Here is a 14,861-nt window from a genome sequence, read left to right as displayed (position 1 = left end):
CATGCCCGAGTACCCCAACACCGACTACACCCACTACGCCACCGGCGAGCCGATCGCCGACACCAAGGCCCCCCATGGCCCCATCGCCGAACGCTGGGACCGCCGCCGCTTCGAGGCCAAGCTCGTCAACCCGGCCAACCGCCGCAAGCACACCGTGATCGTCGTCGGCACCGGCCTGGCCGGCGGGGCGGCCGGCGCCACCCTCGCCGAACAGGGCTACCACGTCGTCCAGTTCTGCTTCTCCGACTCCCCGCGCCGAGCCCACTCCATCGCCGCCCAGGGCGGCATCAACGCCGCCAAGAACTACCGCAACGACGGCGACTCGGTGCACCGCCTCTTCTACGACACCGTCAAGGGCGGCGACTTCCGCGCCCGCGAGTCCAACGTCCACCGCCTCGCCCAGATCTCCGTCGAGATCATCGACCAGTGCGTGGCCCAGGGCGTCCCGTTCGCCCGCGAGTACGGCGGCCTCCTCGACACCCGCTCCTTCGGCGGCGTCCAGGTCTCCCGCACGTTCTACGCCCGCGGCCAGACGGGCCAGCAGCTCCTGCTCGGCGCCTACCAGGCGCTGTCCCGGCAGATCGCCGCCGGAAACGTCGAGATGCACGCCCGCACCGAGATGCTCGACCTGATCACCGTCGACGGAGTGGCCCGCGGCATCGTCGCCCGCGACCTGGTCACCGGCAGCATCGACACGTACTACGCGGACGCGGTCGTCCTGGCCAGCGGCGGCTACGGCAACGTCTTCTACCTCTCCACCAACGCCATGAACTCCAACGCGACCGCCATCTGGCGGGCACACCGGCGCGGCGCGTACTTCGCCAATCCCTGCTTCACCCAGATCCACCCCACCTGCATCCCGCGCACCGGCGACCACCAGTCCAAGCTCACCCTGATGAGCGAGTCCCTGCGCAACGACGGCCGCATCTGGGTCCCCAAGGCCGAGGGCGACACCCGCCCGGCCGCCGAGATCCCCGAGGCGGAGCGCGACTACTACCTGGAGCGGATCTACCCCTCCTTCGGCAACCTCGTGCCCCGCGACATCGCCTCCCGCGCCGCCAAGAACGTCTGCGACGAGGGCCGCGGCGTCGGCCCCGGCGGCCAGGGCCAGGGGGGCGGAGCCGAAGGCTCCTCGGTCGAGGGTGGTGGTGGGCGACGGGAGGGCGTCTACCTCGACTTCGCCGACGCCATCCGCCGCATGGGCCGGGACAAGGTCGCCGAGAAGTACGGCAACCTCTTCGAGATGTACGAGCGGATCACCGCGGAGAACCCGTACGAGGTCCCCATGCGGATCTACCCCGCCGTGCACTACACGATGGGCGGCCTGTGGGTCGACTACGACCTCCAGACCACGGTCCCCGGCCTGTTCGCGATCGGCGAGGCCAACTTCTCCGACCACGGCGCCAACCGCCTCGGCGCCTCCGCCCTGATGCAGGGCCTCGGCGACGGCTACTTCGTGCTCCCCTCCACCATCAACGACTACCTGGCCCGCCACCCGCACCAGGAAGCCGTCGACGACAGCCACCCCGAGGCCGCGGCCGCGATCCGCGAGACCCGCGACTGCCTCGCCAAGCTGCTTGCCGTCGACGGGGACCGCACCCCCGACTCCTTCCACCGCGAGATCGGCGAGCTCATGTGGGAGTACTGCGGCATGTCCCGCACCGAGGAGGGCCTGCGCAAGGCACTGGACCGGATCCCGCACATCCGCGAGGAGTTCTGGAAGCGGATCAAGGTCCCCGGCAGCGGCGAAGAGTTCAACCAGTCCCTCGAGAAGGCCAACCGCATCGTCGACTACCTGGAGCTCGCCGAGCTGATGTGCCTCGACGCCCTCCACCGCGCCGAATCCTGCGGCGGACACTTCCGCGAGGAGTCCCAGACCCCGGACGGCGAGGCCGCCCGCCGCGACGAGGAGTTCGGCTACGCCGCCGCCTGGCAGTACCAGGGCACCGGCGCGGCCCCCGTCCTGCACAAGGAAGACCTCGTCTTCGAGTACGTACACCCCACCCAGCGGAGCTACGCATGAGGCTCAACCTGCGCGTCTGGCGCCAGCAGAACCCCGACACCCCCGGCGCCATGGTCACGTACGAGGTCGACGGGATCTCCCGCGACATGTCGTTCCTGGAGATGCTCGACACCCTCAACGAGGACCTCATCCTGCGCGGCGAGGACCCGGTCGCCTTCGACCACGACTGCCGCGAGGGCATCTGCGGGGCGTGCAGCCTCGTGATCAACGGCGAAGCCCACGGACCCGAGCGCACCACCACCTGCCAGCTCCACATGCGCTCCTTCGCCGACGGCGGCACCATCGACGTCGAGCCCTGGCGGGCCTCCGCCTTCCCGGTGGTCAAGGACCTCGTCGTGGACCGCAGCGCCTTCGACCGGATCATCCAGGCCGGCGGCTACGTCACCGCCCCGACCGGATCGGCCCCCGAGGCACACGCCACCGCCGTGCCCAAGGCCGACGCCGACTTCGCCTTCGAGCACGCCGAGTGCATTGGTTGCGGGGCCTGCGTGGCGGCCTGCCCCAACGGCTCCGCGATGCTCTTCACCTCCGCCAAGGTCAACCACCTGAACGTGCTGCCGCAGGGCTCGCCGGAGCGGGAGACCCGCGTACTGGACATGGTGGCCCAGATGGACGGCGAGGGCTTCGGCGGCTGCACCCTCACCGGGGAGTGCGCCACGGCCTGCCCCAAGGGCATCCCGCTGCCGTCCATCGCCGCCATGAACCGCGAGTGGCTGCGGGCGGTCCGCAAGCACGGAGCCTGAGGGTCCGCAAACACGGAGCGTGAGGCCGCAGAGCCGGCCCAGCCGAATCTGAGAAGTGACTGTGAGATGCGGACAAAGGGACTCCAGACACTTGCGTGAAAAATGAACGACGGGAAAGGTGGAGGTGAACGAGGCATCCGCCCCTGCCTGCCGGACGGCACCGCACCCCCTCACGCCGGGTGCCGCCCGCATCCTCGGGTGCCGCACACCGGCGCCGTCTCGCGAGGTCGTATATGCAGGGCCTTTCCCGTCTTCCCCTCCCCGTCGGCCTGCGCCGGATCGTACGGACGCTGCGCCGGCCCGGCGGCGTACCGAAACAGCCGGACGCCACCCAGCGGGAGCGCACCGGGAGCGGGAGCCAGGCGCCGCCCCCGGGCGGCCGGACCCGTGAGGACGAGCTGCTGGAGAAGCTGCCGGGTCTGGTCCGGCACCGCGGCCGGCTCGCCCGGGTCCGCGACGACCTGCTGCCCGCCTGCGCCAGGGACGCCGGCCTGAACGCGGTCGCCGAGGCACTCGAAGCGGCGGCCGTCCCGTACGGCCTGGTCCCCGACGGCGGGCTCCGGCACCGGGTGGCCATCGCCCCGGACGACCGCGCCGCCGCCCTGAAGGCCTGCGCCGGTGCCTTCGCCGGGCTCCCCGTGTACGCCCTGCTCCTCGGCGACGCCGGTGAAGCGGGGGAGGTCCTGGCCGAAGCACTTCCGGAAGCCGTCGCGGCCCGGGAGTCCGGGCCCGCCGACCCGCCGCACCCGAAGATCAAGGGCGTCCGCCTCTTCCAGCCGGTCGTCACCTCCGGCCGGACCCTGGCCTACGGCCCCGACACCGGCTGCGACCTGGAGTTCTGGGAAGCCGCCGATTCCGGCACCGGCGCGATCGCCGGCCTGCGCGAGACCCCGTACGGCTGGTGGGTGCCCACCCTCGAAGCCACCTCCACCCTCCGTGTCGGCGAACGCGACCACCCCGTCGTCGACGCCTTCGCAGGCCGCTTCCCCGACGACATCGACTTCCCCGTCGACGCCGTGATCACCTGGGTCGACGCGGCCGACCCCGCCTGGCGCCGCCGCCGGGACCACGCCGCCGCAGCAGCCGAGGCCGGCACCGGTGTCCACACCCTCGTCGACCACGCCGAGAACCGCTACCGCGACCGCGGGGAGCTCCGCTACTGTCTGCGCTCCATCGCCGCCCACGCGCCCTGGATCCGCCGCGTCTTCGTCGTCACCGACGACCAGACCCCGTCCTGGCTCGCCACCGACCACCCCCAGGTGACCGTCGTCGACCACCGCGAGCTGTTCGCCGACTCCGCCGGCCTCCCGGTGTTCAACTCCCACGCCATCGAGAGCCAGCTCCACCGCATCCCCGGCCTCGCCGAGCACTTCCTCTACTTCAACGACGACATCTTCCTCGGCCGCCCGCAGCGCCCGCAGAACTACTTCCTCTCCTCCGGACTGCCCAAGGTCTTCCACGACCGGCGGGCCGTGGCCCCCGATGCCCCGAGCGATGACGACGACGTCTTCACCGCCTCCCAGAAGGCCACCCGGCACGCCGTGGAACAGGCCGTCGGCCGCACCTACCCGCACATCCTGGCCCACACCCCGTACCCGCTCAGCCGCTCCCTCTTCGCCCACGTCGAGGAACGGCTGCCCGGCCGGCTCACCACCACCAGCCGCTCCGTCTTCCGCAGCGCCGACGACCTCGCGCCCGTCACCCTCGCCTCCCACCTCGCCCTCGCCGACGCCCGCGCGGTCGAGGGCGAACTGCTCCACGCGTACGTCAGCACCGGCCGGACCGACGAGATCGACCGGCTGCCCGGCCTCGCCGCCGACCGCTGGGCCGACGCGTTCTGCCTCGCCGACGACGACGCCGGACCCGGCCTGTCGCCCCGGGAACAGCAGCGCGCGGTCACCGCGTTCCTGGAGGCGTACTTCCCGGTGCCCTCCCCGTACGAGAAGCCTCGGCCGACGGCTGCCCCGACCCGCTGACGCGACCGGCCGACCGGGTCCGCCGCCCCGATCGGCGGAACCGATCGGCCGACCGGGCGCTCGTGGCGGCCGTACGACGCGCCGCGCTCCGCCGGCGTCCGGCACGTGGGGGACAGTGGGCCCCATGCCACAAGCCCCCGCCGGGTCCGGACCGCGCCGCCGCACCCTCCTGGCGGCCGCCGCCCTCGCCCCGCTCGCGATGGCCGGCTGCTCCGGGGAGGACCCGTCCGGCACCTCGGGCCACGGCCCGAAACCCGCGCCGAAGGACGCCCTGGTCATGCTGATCCGGCACGCGGAGAAGCCGTACGCCGGGGACCTGGGCGAGGACGAGGACGGCAACGAGAACCCCGGATCCCTCGCCGGCCGCGGCCGGCGTCGCGCCGAGGAACTGCACCGCCTCTTCCCGCCCGCAGGCGGTTCCACGCTGCCCCGTCCCGCGGTCGTCTTCGCGGCCGGAGGCCCGGCCGGAGCCCCCGCCCGCTGCCGCCAGACGGTCGAGCCGCTTGTCTCGGCCCTGCGTACCCCGCTGCGCGGTGAGTTCGCCGTCGGCGCCGAACCGGCGGCTGCCCGCGCCGCGCTGGCCGCGCGTATGCCCGTACTCGTCTGCTGGGAGCACACCGGCATCCCCCGCCTGATCCGCTCCCTCGGTGCCCACCAGGTCCTCGGCATCCCCGCAGCCTGGCCCGACCGCTACGACCTGGTCTGGCTGTTCACCCGCCAGCAGGGCCGGTGGAGCTTCCGCGAACTCCCGCAGCACCTGCTGCCGGGGGACGCGTAGCCCGTCGGGCGCCAACCGACGTCGTCCGAAGGCTTCTCGTCCGACCGGCAGAAGGGTGCAGGGACATGCACGGTGACGAGTCGGCTGGGCCGGTCGGGCGGCGGGACATGCGCGGCATGCTGATGTGGTGGGGGCCGCGGGCGCTGTTCGTCGTGGGCGCCGTGGTGCTCGTCGTGGAGTCGAGCCGCGGAGTGCCTCTCCCGGAGCTGTACGGGGCCCTCGGCTTCTTCGGTGTCTGCAGTGCCGTCTTCGTCGGACGACAGCTGGGCCTCGGGCACGAGCGGGACCCCGGCGGGCGCACCCCGCGCTGGCTGCTCCGGGCGGCCTGCCTGCTGACCACCGCCGGAGTGGTGGTGCTCGTCCTCCACCTGGTGGGAGTGGAAGGAGACGCCCTGCCGCTCGTCGGGTCGGTGCTCCTGCTGCTCGGTCTGGGCTGGTTCGTCGAAGCATGGCGGGGAATCGATCCGGGCCGGCCGAGGAGGGCTCTGCTGCTGTGGGGCGCGGCCCTGATGGCGCTGACTGCGCTGGTGGCGGTCATCGCAGCCCTCGTGCTGCCCAGGGCCAAGGGCGGTCTCTACGCCGGCCTGCTCATCACCCTCGGCGCGGCCCTTTTCGTACTCCTCCCGCTCGGCCTCAACCTCCTGTCCGAATGGGGCGTACGGCTCCTGCGGACGCGGCGCTCCGCCGCGGGACCCGGGGCCGGTGTGGGAGTCGTCGGGATCCTCGGCCTCGTCGTCACCGCCGGAGTCGTCCTGTCCTGCCTGTGGCTCGTGCAGCGGGACTGGGTGCTGAACGCGGTGCTCGTCGCGGCGGCACTGCTCCTGCTGGCGGCCATCGTCTCCAACACGCACGCCGACGTCGCCCTTGTCCTCGCGGGCCTCTGCCTCCTCGCGGCGGCGCCCCCGGAGCACCGACACCCCCAGGCACTCGACCCCGCCGGAGGGCAGCGCGTCCTCGTGGCCCTGGGCGACTCCTACATGTCGGGCGAGGGCGCGAGCAGCTACTTCGAAGGAACCGACGACGGCGGCCGCAACGAGTGCCGACGCTCGCCCTCCGCCTATGCGGTCGGACTCGCCACCGCCGGCCCGCGGTTCGACCGCGTGCTGTTCCTCGCCTGTTCCGGCGCGCGCACCTACAACGTCAACCCCCGCTCCGGATCCGGCCCCTCCCGTGCGCAGCCGGGCGAACCGGCCACCCAGCTCGACCAGCTCAACAGCCTGGCGTCCTCGTTCCACCCGGCCCTCGTCATCGTCGCGCTGGGCGGCAACGACGCCGGATTCGCCATCCTCGGAGAGGCGTGCCTCGCCCCGGGCGACTGCGAGACCCGCAGACCTCTGTTCATGAACAACCTGCCCAAGGTCCGCCAGGACCTCATCGCGACCTACCGTTCGCTGCGGCAGGCCGTACCCGCCGACGTGCCCATCGTGGCCGTGCCCTACCCGCAGCCGATCGCCGCAGCCGGCAGCTGCACCGGGGTGGCCCTCACGAAGGCCGAGCGCGATTTCATCCGCACGTTCGTGGAACAGATCGACACCACGATGCGCCAGGCGGCCGACACGGCGGGCATCACTTACATGGCCGAGATGAAGGACAGCTTCGCCACGCACCGGCTCCAGCTGTGCGAGCGCAGAAAGGGCGCGGCCGGAGTCAACTTCGTGGACATCGAGACGGTCAACGGGCTCGCCTCACAGCGCTTCAGTCCTGCCAAGTGGCTCCACAACAGCCTGCACCCGAACGAACGCGGCCACGCAGCCATGCGCGACACCTTCGCCACCTGGCTCGACTCCCACCCCGAACTCCTGCCGTCCCCCGCGCCCACCGGCCAGCCGCAGGCGACGGTCGTCGCCGCGGCCGAACCGGAGCCGCTGTGCGGCATGACCGACGACGCGGTGAACGCGCACTGCAAGGTGCAGCTCCGGGCCTGGGAGCTGGAGCAGGTCCGCAGCGGCTGGCCGTGGCTGCTGCTCGTGCTGTTCGGACTGGCCGTGGTGTGGGCCGCGAGCATCGCCGTCTTCAGCCTGCTCCCCGGAGGCGGGCGGTCCTACCGGGATCCCGGCTCCAGCGCACGGGCGAGGTAGGGGGCGGTGCGGCTCGCCGCCGCCCGGGCCACCCGCGCGGGCGGACCCGCCGCGACGATCCGGCCGCCCTCGGCGCCGCCGCCCGGGCCCAGGTCGATCACCCAGTCCGCGCCCGCCACCACCTCCATGTCGTGCTCCACGACCACCACCGAGTGCCCGGCGTCCACCAGCCCGTGCAACTGCCGCAGCAGCACCCGCACATCGGCCGGATGCAGCCCCGTCGTCGGCTCGTCGAGCACGTACAGGGTGTGGTCGCGGCGCTGCCGCTGGAGCTCCGTGGCCAGCTTGATCCGCTGAGCCTCGCCGCCCGACAGCTCCGTGGCCGGCTGCCCCAGCCGCAGGTAGCCCAGCCCGATGTCCTCCAGCGCCCGCAGGCTGCGCGCCGCCGCCGGGACCTGCGCGAAGAACGCGGCCGCGGACTCCACCGTCAGCGCCAGCACCTCCGCGATGTTCAGCCCCTCGTACCGCACCTCCAGGGTCTCGGTGTTGTACCGGGCCCCGGCGCACTCCGGGCACGGCGCGTACGTACTCGGCAGGAACAGCAGCTCCACCGAGACGAAGCCCTCGCCCTGGCAGGTCTCACACCGGCCGCCCGGCACGTTGAAGGAGAACCGGCCCGCCTTCCAGCCGCGGGCCCGTGCCTCCGGGGCGGCCGCGAAGAGCCTGCGCACCACGTCGAACAGCCCCGTGTACGTGGCCAGGTTGGACCGCGGTGTGCGGCCGATCGGCTTCTGGTCCACCTCCACCAGGCGCCGCACGGGGAACCCCGGATCCGCGAGCCGCTCGCGGGCCTCCCGGGCGAGCACCTGGCCCACCAGGGTGGACTTGCCCGAGCCCGACACCCCCGTCACGGCGGTGAACACCCCGAGCGGGAACTCCGCGTCCACGCCCCGCAGGTTGTGCCGTTCGACACCGGTGAGCCGGACCGAACCGCTCGCCTCCCGAACTTCCCGCCCCGGCCCTGCCTCGCGCGCATCGAACAGGTGGCGCGCCGTCGCCGATCCGGCCACACCGGCCAGCTCCTGCGGCGGCCCGCTGTACAGCACCCGCCCGCCGTGCTCCCCGGCCAGCGGACCCACGTCCACCAGCCAGTCCGCATGCCGCACCACATCCAGGTGGTGCTCCACCACGAACACCGTGTTCCCCGCCGCCTTGAGCCGGTCCAGTACGCCGAGCAGCGCCTCCGTGTCGGCCGGGTGCAGCCCCGCCGACGGCTCGTCCAGTACGTACACGACCCCGAACAGCCCGGACCGCAGCTGCGTGGCCAGCCTCAGCCGCTGCAGCTCGCCCGCCGACAGGGTCGGCGCGGTGCGGTCCAGGCTCAGGTAGCCGAGCCCCAGCTCCACGACGGGCCCGATGCGGGACCTCAGGTCCTCGGCGAGCACCCGGGCCGCCTCCCCGTCCGGGGCCGCGGCGGCCAGTACGTCGTCCAGGGCGGTCAGCGCCAGCGCCGCCAGCTCGGCGATCGTACGGCCCGCGAACGTCACGGCCAGGGCCTCGGGACGCAGCCGCCGCCCCTCGCACACCGGGCACGGGGAATCGGCGAGGAACCGCTCGGCGCGGGCGCGCAGCGTGGCGCTCTTGCTGTCCGAAAAGGTCCGCATCACATAGCGGTGGGCGCTCATGTACGTGCCCTGATACGGCCGCTGGATCCGGTCCGCGTCCCGCACCGGGTGCACGGTGACGACCGGCTGCTCCTCGGTGAACAGGATCCACTCGCGGTCCTTCGCCGCCAACTCCCGCCAGGGCGCGTCCACGTCGTACCCGAGCACCTCCAGGACGTCCCGGAGGTTCTTGCCCTGCCAGGCGCCGGGCCAGGCGGCGATGGCACCCTGACGGATCGACAGCTCCGGATCGGGTACGAGGAGTTCCTCGCTGGTGCGGTGGATGCTGCCGAGGCCGTGGCAGGACGGGCAGGCCCCGGCGGCGGTGTTGGGGGAGAAGGCGTCGGAGTCGAGCCGTTCGGCACCCGGCGGATAGGTTCCGGCGCGGGAGTACAGCATGCGCAGGGAGTTGGACAGCAGGGTCACCGTCCCGACCGAGGACCGCGAGCCGGGGGAGGAGCGCCGCTGCTCCAGCGAGACGGCGGGCGGCAGCCCGGTGACGGAGTCCACCTTCGGGGCGCCGATCTGGTGGATCAGGCGGCGGGCGTACGGGGCCACCGACTCGAAGTACCGGCGCTGGGCCTCGGCGTAGAGCGTGCCGAAGGCCAGCGAGCTCTTCCCGGAGCCGGAGACCCCGGTGAACACGGTCAAGGCGTCGCGCGGGATGTCCACGTCGACGCCGCGCAGGTTGTGCTCCCGGGCACCCCGCACCCGTACGAAGGAGTCGCGGTGGGCCTGGGGTGTGGTGGCGGTGGAGTGGTGCATTCACCCCAGTTTACGGGCCACACTACGGGCTACACGTACGGGCCACCTGTCCCGGCGGCGTCTACGGCCCGCCCCGGATCAGAGCCCGGCCACCCGGGCCAGCCGCTCGAAGGAGTCCAGCAGCGCCACGCGGTCGTACGTGGACGTGGTGACCAGCAGCTCGTCCGCGCCCGTCAGCTCGGCCACCTCGGCAAGCTCCGCCGCGACCTGCTCCTCGGTGCCGTGGATGTGCCCGGCGAGCCCGCCCTCGTACAGTTCCCGCTCCTTCGAGGTCATGGCCAGGGCCTCGACCTCCTCCGCCGGACGCAGGGGCGGGAAGCTGCCCCGGGTGCGGGAGTACGCGAGGGACCACGCCTCCGGGACCAGGATGCGCCGGGCCGCCTCCGGAGTCGGCGCCACCGCCACCGTCCCGGAGATCACCACGTACGGCTCCGAGCCGCCGGCCGAGGGGCGGAACTCCTCGCGGTAGCGCCCGATGATCTCCGTGACCCGGTCCCGGGCCCGCAGGTCGCCCACCACCAGCGGCAGCCCGGCCCGGGCCGCGATCCCGGCTCCCTCGCCGGTGGCCAGCACGTACGCCGGTATCCGCAGCCCCTCCGCCGGGTGGGCGTGCACCTCGGGATGCGCCTGCTGGGTGCCGTCGAGCCAGCCCAGCAGCTCCGCCAGCTGCTCCTCGAACCGGTCGGCGTCCCCGGTGTCCCGGCCCAGCGCCCGGCGGATCCCGCCGGTGAAGCCGACGGAGCGGCCGAGCCCCATGTCGATCCGGCCCGGGAACAGCGACTCCAGTACGCCGAACTGCTCGGCGACCACCAGCGGTTGGTGATTGGGCAGCATCACCCCGCCGGTGCCGACCCGGATCCGCCGGGTGGCCCCGGCGACGGCCGCGGCCAGTACGAGGGGCGCGGAGCCTGCGACTCCGGGGACGCTGTGGTGCTCGGACACCCAGAAGCGGTGGTAGCCGAGCCGCTCCGCCGCACGGGCGAGCTCCACGGTGTCGCGCAGGGCCTGCGGGGGCGGGTGCCCCTCGCGGGTGCGGGACCGGTCGAGGATGGAGAGTTTCCGGATCACACAAGGCTGTAACGCACGCGCGCCGAAAGGATTCCCTGCCTACTCTGACCCGCATGAGTGACAGTAACCACCGTCGGCCGCTGGCCGTCTTCGACATCGACAACACCCTGGCCGACACCGACCACCGCCAGCACTTCCTGGAGCGCCGCCCCCGGGACTGGGACGGCTTCTTCGGCGCGGCCCCGGCGGACCCGCCGCTCGCGCGCGGGGTGGCGCTGGCGGTGGAACAGACGGCCGAGTGCGAGGTCGTGTACCTGACCGGACGCCCGGAGCGGTGCCGCGCGGACACGGAGGAGTGGCTGACCCGGCACGGGCTGCCGGAGGGGCGGGTGTGGATGCGCGGGAACCAGGACCGCAGGCCGGCCCGGACCACCAAGCTGGAGGTGCTGCGGCGGATCGCCCGGGGCCGGGAGGTGCGGATGCTCGTGGACGACGACGAGCTCGTCTGCCAGGCCGCGCGCGCCGAAGGCTTCAAGGTGGTCCTGGCGGACTGGGCGGCGGACGCGCCGGAGCTCAAGACCGCCCAGGAGGGCGAAGGCCGCACCTGAGGGCGTCGGCGCTCGCCGCCTATCGGACCAGCGCGAAGGTACCGGCTGCGACGGCCCCGCCCACAGCAGCGCCGACAAGAACCTGGGCCAGGGTGTGGTCCTTGAGCTCTACCCGGGACCAGCCGACGACGGCGACCAGGGGGTACGCAAGGAGCGCCCAGGGCCCGTAGGTCATCGCGAGCATGGCGACGCTTCCGGAGGAGACGGCTGCATGCACGCTGATCTTCCAGGCAGGGGTCACGGCGAGGAGGGCCGCGAGGGTGACCAGCATGGCCGCGATCAGCGCAATCATGGTCCGGGGGGCGCCGAAGGCCCACAGCAACGCGATACCGGTGGCGACCGAACCGATGATGAAGGTCATCACGATGATGCGCTGACGCCGCGGGCCGACGTGCCGGTCGGCCCAGCGGCCGCGGCGGATGCCGTACTTGATGAAGGCCAGGGGGATGACCGCGGCGAACAGGCAGCCGAGGAGGCCCCATCCGATCCCGGCCAGGCGGCCGGTGTGCCAGCCTACGAGGACGGTGTCGGCGATGATCCAGGTCTTGGGGTCGAGCCCGTCGGTGATCAGGCGTGCGGCTCGCGACTCGTCGGGCCGGGTGACCGGGGTGATCGTGGTCGTCACGCCGTTGCCTCCTTGCTGGTCGTGGTGAGGAAGTCTTCGGCCACGGGGGAGTGGTAGACCCGGGCGAGCTGGACGAGCCTCGACACCTCGGTGGCGAAGTCGAGGTCGTCGATTCCGGCGGTGCCCGGCTCCTGGGTGCTTCCGGCGGGCAGGGCGCCGCGGGCCTTGCCTTCGCGTGCTGCCCGCATCCAGAGGGCTTCGGCCGCCGGGCTCGTCGCCGGGTCGAACCCGGCCTGCCGGGCAGCGCTCTGCGCGCGCTCGCGTACGTCGTCGTCGGCGTAGGCGTCGAGGGCCAGGGCGGCGTCGCGTATCTCGATCACCCGCCGGTACAGCCGCAGCCGCGGGCTGCGAAGGAGTCCGGTCTTGAGGACGATGTCGGGAGTGACTGCGGTCAGGTCCTGCCAGAGCGGCTGGAGCCGGCGGTGGTGCCGGCCGTCCTGGACGGTGCGCCAGGCCACGCCGAACGCCGGGATGCTGCTTCCGACGAGGATGAAGCCGATGGCGACGTACTTCAGGGCATCGGTGGCGTTGTCGACCGCGATGTCGCTGGTGCTGTCCGTGAGGCCGACGAGGCGGCTCGTCATGTACCCGGACCGCACCAGGGTGTAGAGGACGCCGACGGCGGTTCCGATGCCCATGAGGCGTACGCCGGTCCGGAGCCATCGGGCACTGGCGTGCCGCGCGCTGCCCCAGAAGAGCCAGGTGGCGGTGGCCATCGCGATGCCGAGGTAGGTGACGAAGACGAGATAGTAGACCGTGGCCCAGCCGTTGCCCGCGCTCTCCTCGAAGAAGTCGGTCATCTCGTGGGGCCGCGGCACGAAGAAGGCGAAGAGCACGGCCATGGCCGCCATCGCGGTCAACGCGACGTAGTGGCGGGCTCGCAGCCGACGGCCGGCGCCGGTTTCCGGCCGGGCGATGGCGACGACGAAGTCGACGACTGCGCCGGCCGCGATCACGCCCAGCCAGTGCTTGACGAGGGTGGACAGGTTGTTGACTCCTGCCCGGTCGTCCAAGGCGTGCATCAGCCCGGGGAGGCGGAGCGTCATGGAGAGGGTCAGGGCGGCGAACGCCATCCACAGCGCGCGTTGCTTGACGGTTCGAACGGCTGAGGGGACCCGCCATATCGTCACCGCCCAGAGCATGACCAAGACGGCGATTTCGAGGTGTTTCACTTCACGACCACGTGTTTCGAACGGGGTGCCCGAGGGCGTCATGGAGGCGTACAAGACGGTCCTCGGCCTCGCTGGAGGTCGACTGCATCGTGTAGCGGCCGGCCCGCTCGTGGATGAGCGTGGCCAGGGTCTCGGCCTGCCGCTCCTGCGGGCTCGCGAACTTGCTCCGCCCCATGAGGTGCGCCAGGCGGTCGATGTCGAGGCCGAGTTCCTCGTCGATCGATTCGGTCATGCGGGCCACGCTCCTGATCCGGGCCGCCTCGGCGCGGATGACCGAGGCCACGGGAAGGTCAGGGGAGTCGAGACCGGAGACGGTTGTCTGCGTACGCGTCAGCAGGCGGTGGAAGTGCTCGGAAGCACGGGCGATCTCGTCCTCGGACGGCTGCTGCGGCAGGTCGAGCTCGGGGGCGACATGACCGAGCAGCATGTGGGAGATCTCGTGGAGGACGATCTGCACCTTGAGGATCTCAGCCGCGACGGCGTCGTAGAAGACGAGGTCGGCGACCTCCAGGCCGAGCCAGATCCCGCACGGCAGGGCCGGGTCGGGAGGCCCGTCGAGAGGCAGCAGGATCAGCGGCCGGCCACGCTGCTCGGCTATGCCTGCGCAGAACACCTCGAGGTCGAACGGCTGGGGGATGACGAGTCGGTCTGCAACGGCGGTGCACTCCGCATCGGCGCGCTTCCACCAGCGCATAGTTGCTCTCCCCGCCCGTCAGCTCTCCCCGGCGCGGAGCTCAACTGCTCCGTGCCGCTCGCCTGCTTCGCACTCCTGATCGGCTCGAGGGTAGCCGGAAGCGCGCGGTGGCGGAAAAAGGGCGTATCGGCAGACCGAAACTCGCCTGTTTACGCGGGTCGCGTGGCTGAATCGCGTCTCACGATTCCTTGGGGCGGCGACGGCGGGGCTTCACATCCGGAAGCCCTTCAGCTTTTCGGAGCTGCTTGATCAGGCCGGTGACGGACCTCATGGACCCGGCGGACAGACCGCTGAGGCGGAAGGCCGCAGCCTTGACCTGCTCATCCTCCAGGACCTGGGCGAACTCGTCGGCCGCGGCGGCCTTGCCCATCTCCTCGCGAAGCCGCGAGATCCGCTCCTCGATGCGCTGCTCGATCGCGTCGGCGTTCTCGCCGTCGGCGAGGTATCCGACGGTGACGCCGAAGAAGTTGGCGATCGCGCGGATCGAGTCGATACCGGGGTTCGGGTTGTTGTTCAAGCGGATGGTCTGGACCGTGCCGTGCGAGACGGAGGGGCCGGGCAGCTGCTTCGTGCCGTCGGCGATCTCCTGGTACGTGTACGGACCGCGGCCCGCCGGGTGGATCGTCTCGATCAAGAAACCGAGGCGGTCGCCCAGGGTGTCCCGCCGGCCGGTGGCGGTCTCCTCACCCATCACCGTCACTGCTCCCGTCTACTGCTGGACTTCGTAGTTCACTGCTGAATCACCTCCTCATTATCTACCGGCCTAGATGGATCTCGCCACACAGTG

12 protein-coding genes are annotated in these 14,861 nt (G+C 72.1%); 6 read left to right on the top strand and 6 right to left on the bottom strand.

The genetic code is table 11. The features are described 5' to 3' along the window. Position 1 precedes the first annotated feature (1 nt). From OHT74_RS06420 to OHT74_RS06400, 5 genes are all read left to right on the top strand, one after another. A complete protein-coding gene (locus OHT74_RS06420; RefSeq protein ID WP_328619654.1) occupies positions 2-2,023 on the top strand; it encodes a fumarate reductase/succinate dehydrogenase flavoprotein subunit in 2,022 nt (673 codons plus the stop codon). Then, positions 2,020-2,766: a succinate dehydrogenase/fumarate reductase iron-sulfur subunit gene (locus tag OHT74_RS06415; RefSeq protein WP_328619653.1), complete on the top strand. Its 747-nt coding sequence runs from the start codon at positions 2,020-2,022 to the stop codon at positions 2,764-2,766. Before OHT74_RS06420 ends, OHT74_RS06415 begins: the two co-directional genes overlap by 4 nt. Positions 2,767-2,999: 233 nt before the next feature. Beyond that, positions 3,000-4,742 (top strand): stealth conserved region 3 domain-containing protein, encoded by a 1,743-nt coding sequence (locus OHT74_RS06410; protein ID WP_328619652.1) that lies wholly within the window; start codon positions 3,000-3,002, stop codon positions 4,740-4,742. Positions 4,743-4,866: 124 nt separating this feature from the next. Then, positions 4,867-5,520, top strand: coding sequence for a hypothetical protein (locus OHT74_RS06405; RefSeq protein WP_266661504.1), 654 nt, complete (start codon positions 4,867-4,869; stop codon positions 5,518-5,520). Between the two features lie 65 nt (positions 5,521-5,585). After that, the gene (locus tag OHT74_RS06400) at positions 5,586-7,598 is read left to right on the top strand and encodes an SGNH/GDSL hydrolase family protein (RefSeq protein WP_328619651.1); all 2,013 of its coding nucleotides are present in this window, start codon (positions 5,586-5,588) and stop codon (positions 7,596-7,598) included. On the opposite strand, the gene OHT74_RS06395 is transcribed toward OHT74_RS06400, so the two are convergent. Together OHT74_RS06395 and OHT74_RS06390 are read right to left on the bottom strand one after the other, a co-directional pair. Continuing rightward, the gene (locus OHT74_RS06395) at positions 7,562-9,967 is read right to left on the bottom strand and encodes an excinuclease ABC subunit UvrA (protein ID WP_328619650.1); all 2,406 of its coding nucleotides are present in this window, start codon (positions 9,965-9,967) and stop codon (positions 7,562-7,564) included. The two genes, OHT74_RS06400 and OHT74_RS06395, sit on opposite strands and share 37 nt — an antisense overlap. Positions 9,968-10,045: 78 nt before the next feature. Further along, on the bottom strand, positions 10,046-11,035 hold the full coding sequence (locus OHT74_RS06390; RefSeq protein WP_328619649.1) for an LLM class flavin-dependent oxidoreductase: 990 nt from the start codon (positions 11,033-11,035) through the stop codon (positions 10,046-10,048). 53 nt (positions 11,036-11,088) lie between these two features. Here OHT74_RS06390 and OHT74_RS06385 point away from each other — a divergent pair, with 53 nt between their 5' ends. Next, positions 11,089-11,583 carry a phosphatase domain-containing protein gene (locus OHT74_RS06385; RefSeq protein WP_266998494.1) on the top strand — a complete coding sequence of 165 codons (495 nt, stop codon included), beginning with the start codon at positions 11,089-11,091 and terminating at the stop codon, positions 11,581-11,583. Between the two features lie 19 nt (positions 11,584-11,602). Here the strand turns inward: OHT74_RS06385 and OHT74_RS06380 are convergent, their stop codons facing one another. The 4 genes from OHT74_RS06380 to OHT74_RS06365 form a co-directional block, all read right to left on the bottom strand. Further along, a complete protein-coding gene (locus OHT74_RS06380) occupies positions 11,603-12,208 on the bottom strand; it encodes a hypothetical protein (RefSeq protein WP_328619648.1) in 606 nt (201 codons plus the stop codon). Further along, positions 12,205-13,350 carry an MAB_1171c family putative transporter gene (locus OHT74_RS06375; RefSeq protein ID WP_328623265.1) on the bottom strand — a complete coding sequence of 382 codons (1,146 nt, stop codon included), beginning with the start codon at positions 13,348-13,350 and terminating at the stop codon, positions 12,205-12,207. Before OHT74_RS06375 ends, OHT74_RS06380 begins: the two co-directional genes overlap by 4 nt. Positions 13,351-13,381: 31 nt before the next feature. Next, entirely contained in the window at positions 13,382-14,074 is a 693-nt protein-coding gene (locus OHT74_RS06370; protein WP_328619647.1) for a hypothetical protein, read from the bottom strand. 178 nt (positions 14,075-14,252) lie between these two features. Beyond that, positions 14,253-14,765 carry an XRE family transcriptional regulator gene (locus tag OHT74_RS06365; protein ID WP_328619646.1) on the bottom strand — a complete coding sequence of 171 codons (513 nt, stop codon included), beginning with the start codon at positions 14,763-14,765 and terminating at the stop codon, positions 14,253-14,255. Positions 14,766-14,861 lie beyond the last annotated feature (96 nt).

It is taken from the genome of Streptomyces sp. NBC_00354, from assembly GCF_036106915.1.
GTDB lineage: Bacteria > Actinomycetota > Actinomycetes > Streptomycetales > Streptomycetaceae > Streptomyces.
The sequence above is the reverse complement of the archived record's forward strand: the minus strand, read 5'-3'. Positions and strand labels throughout refer to the sequence as shown.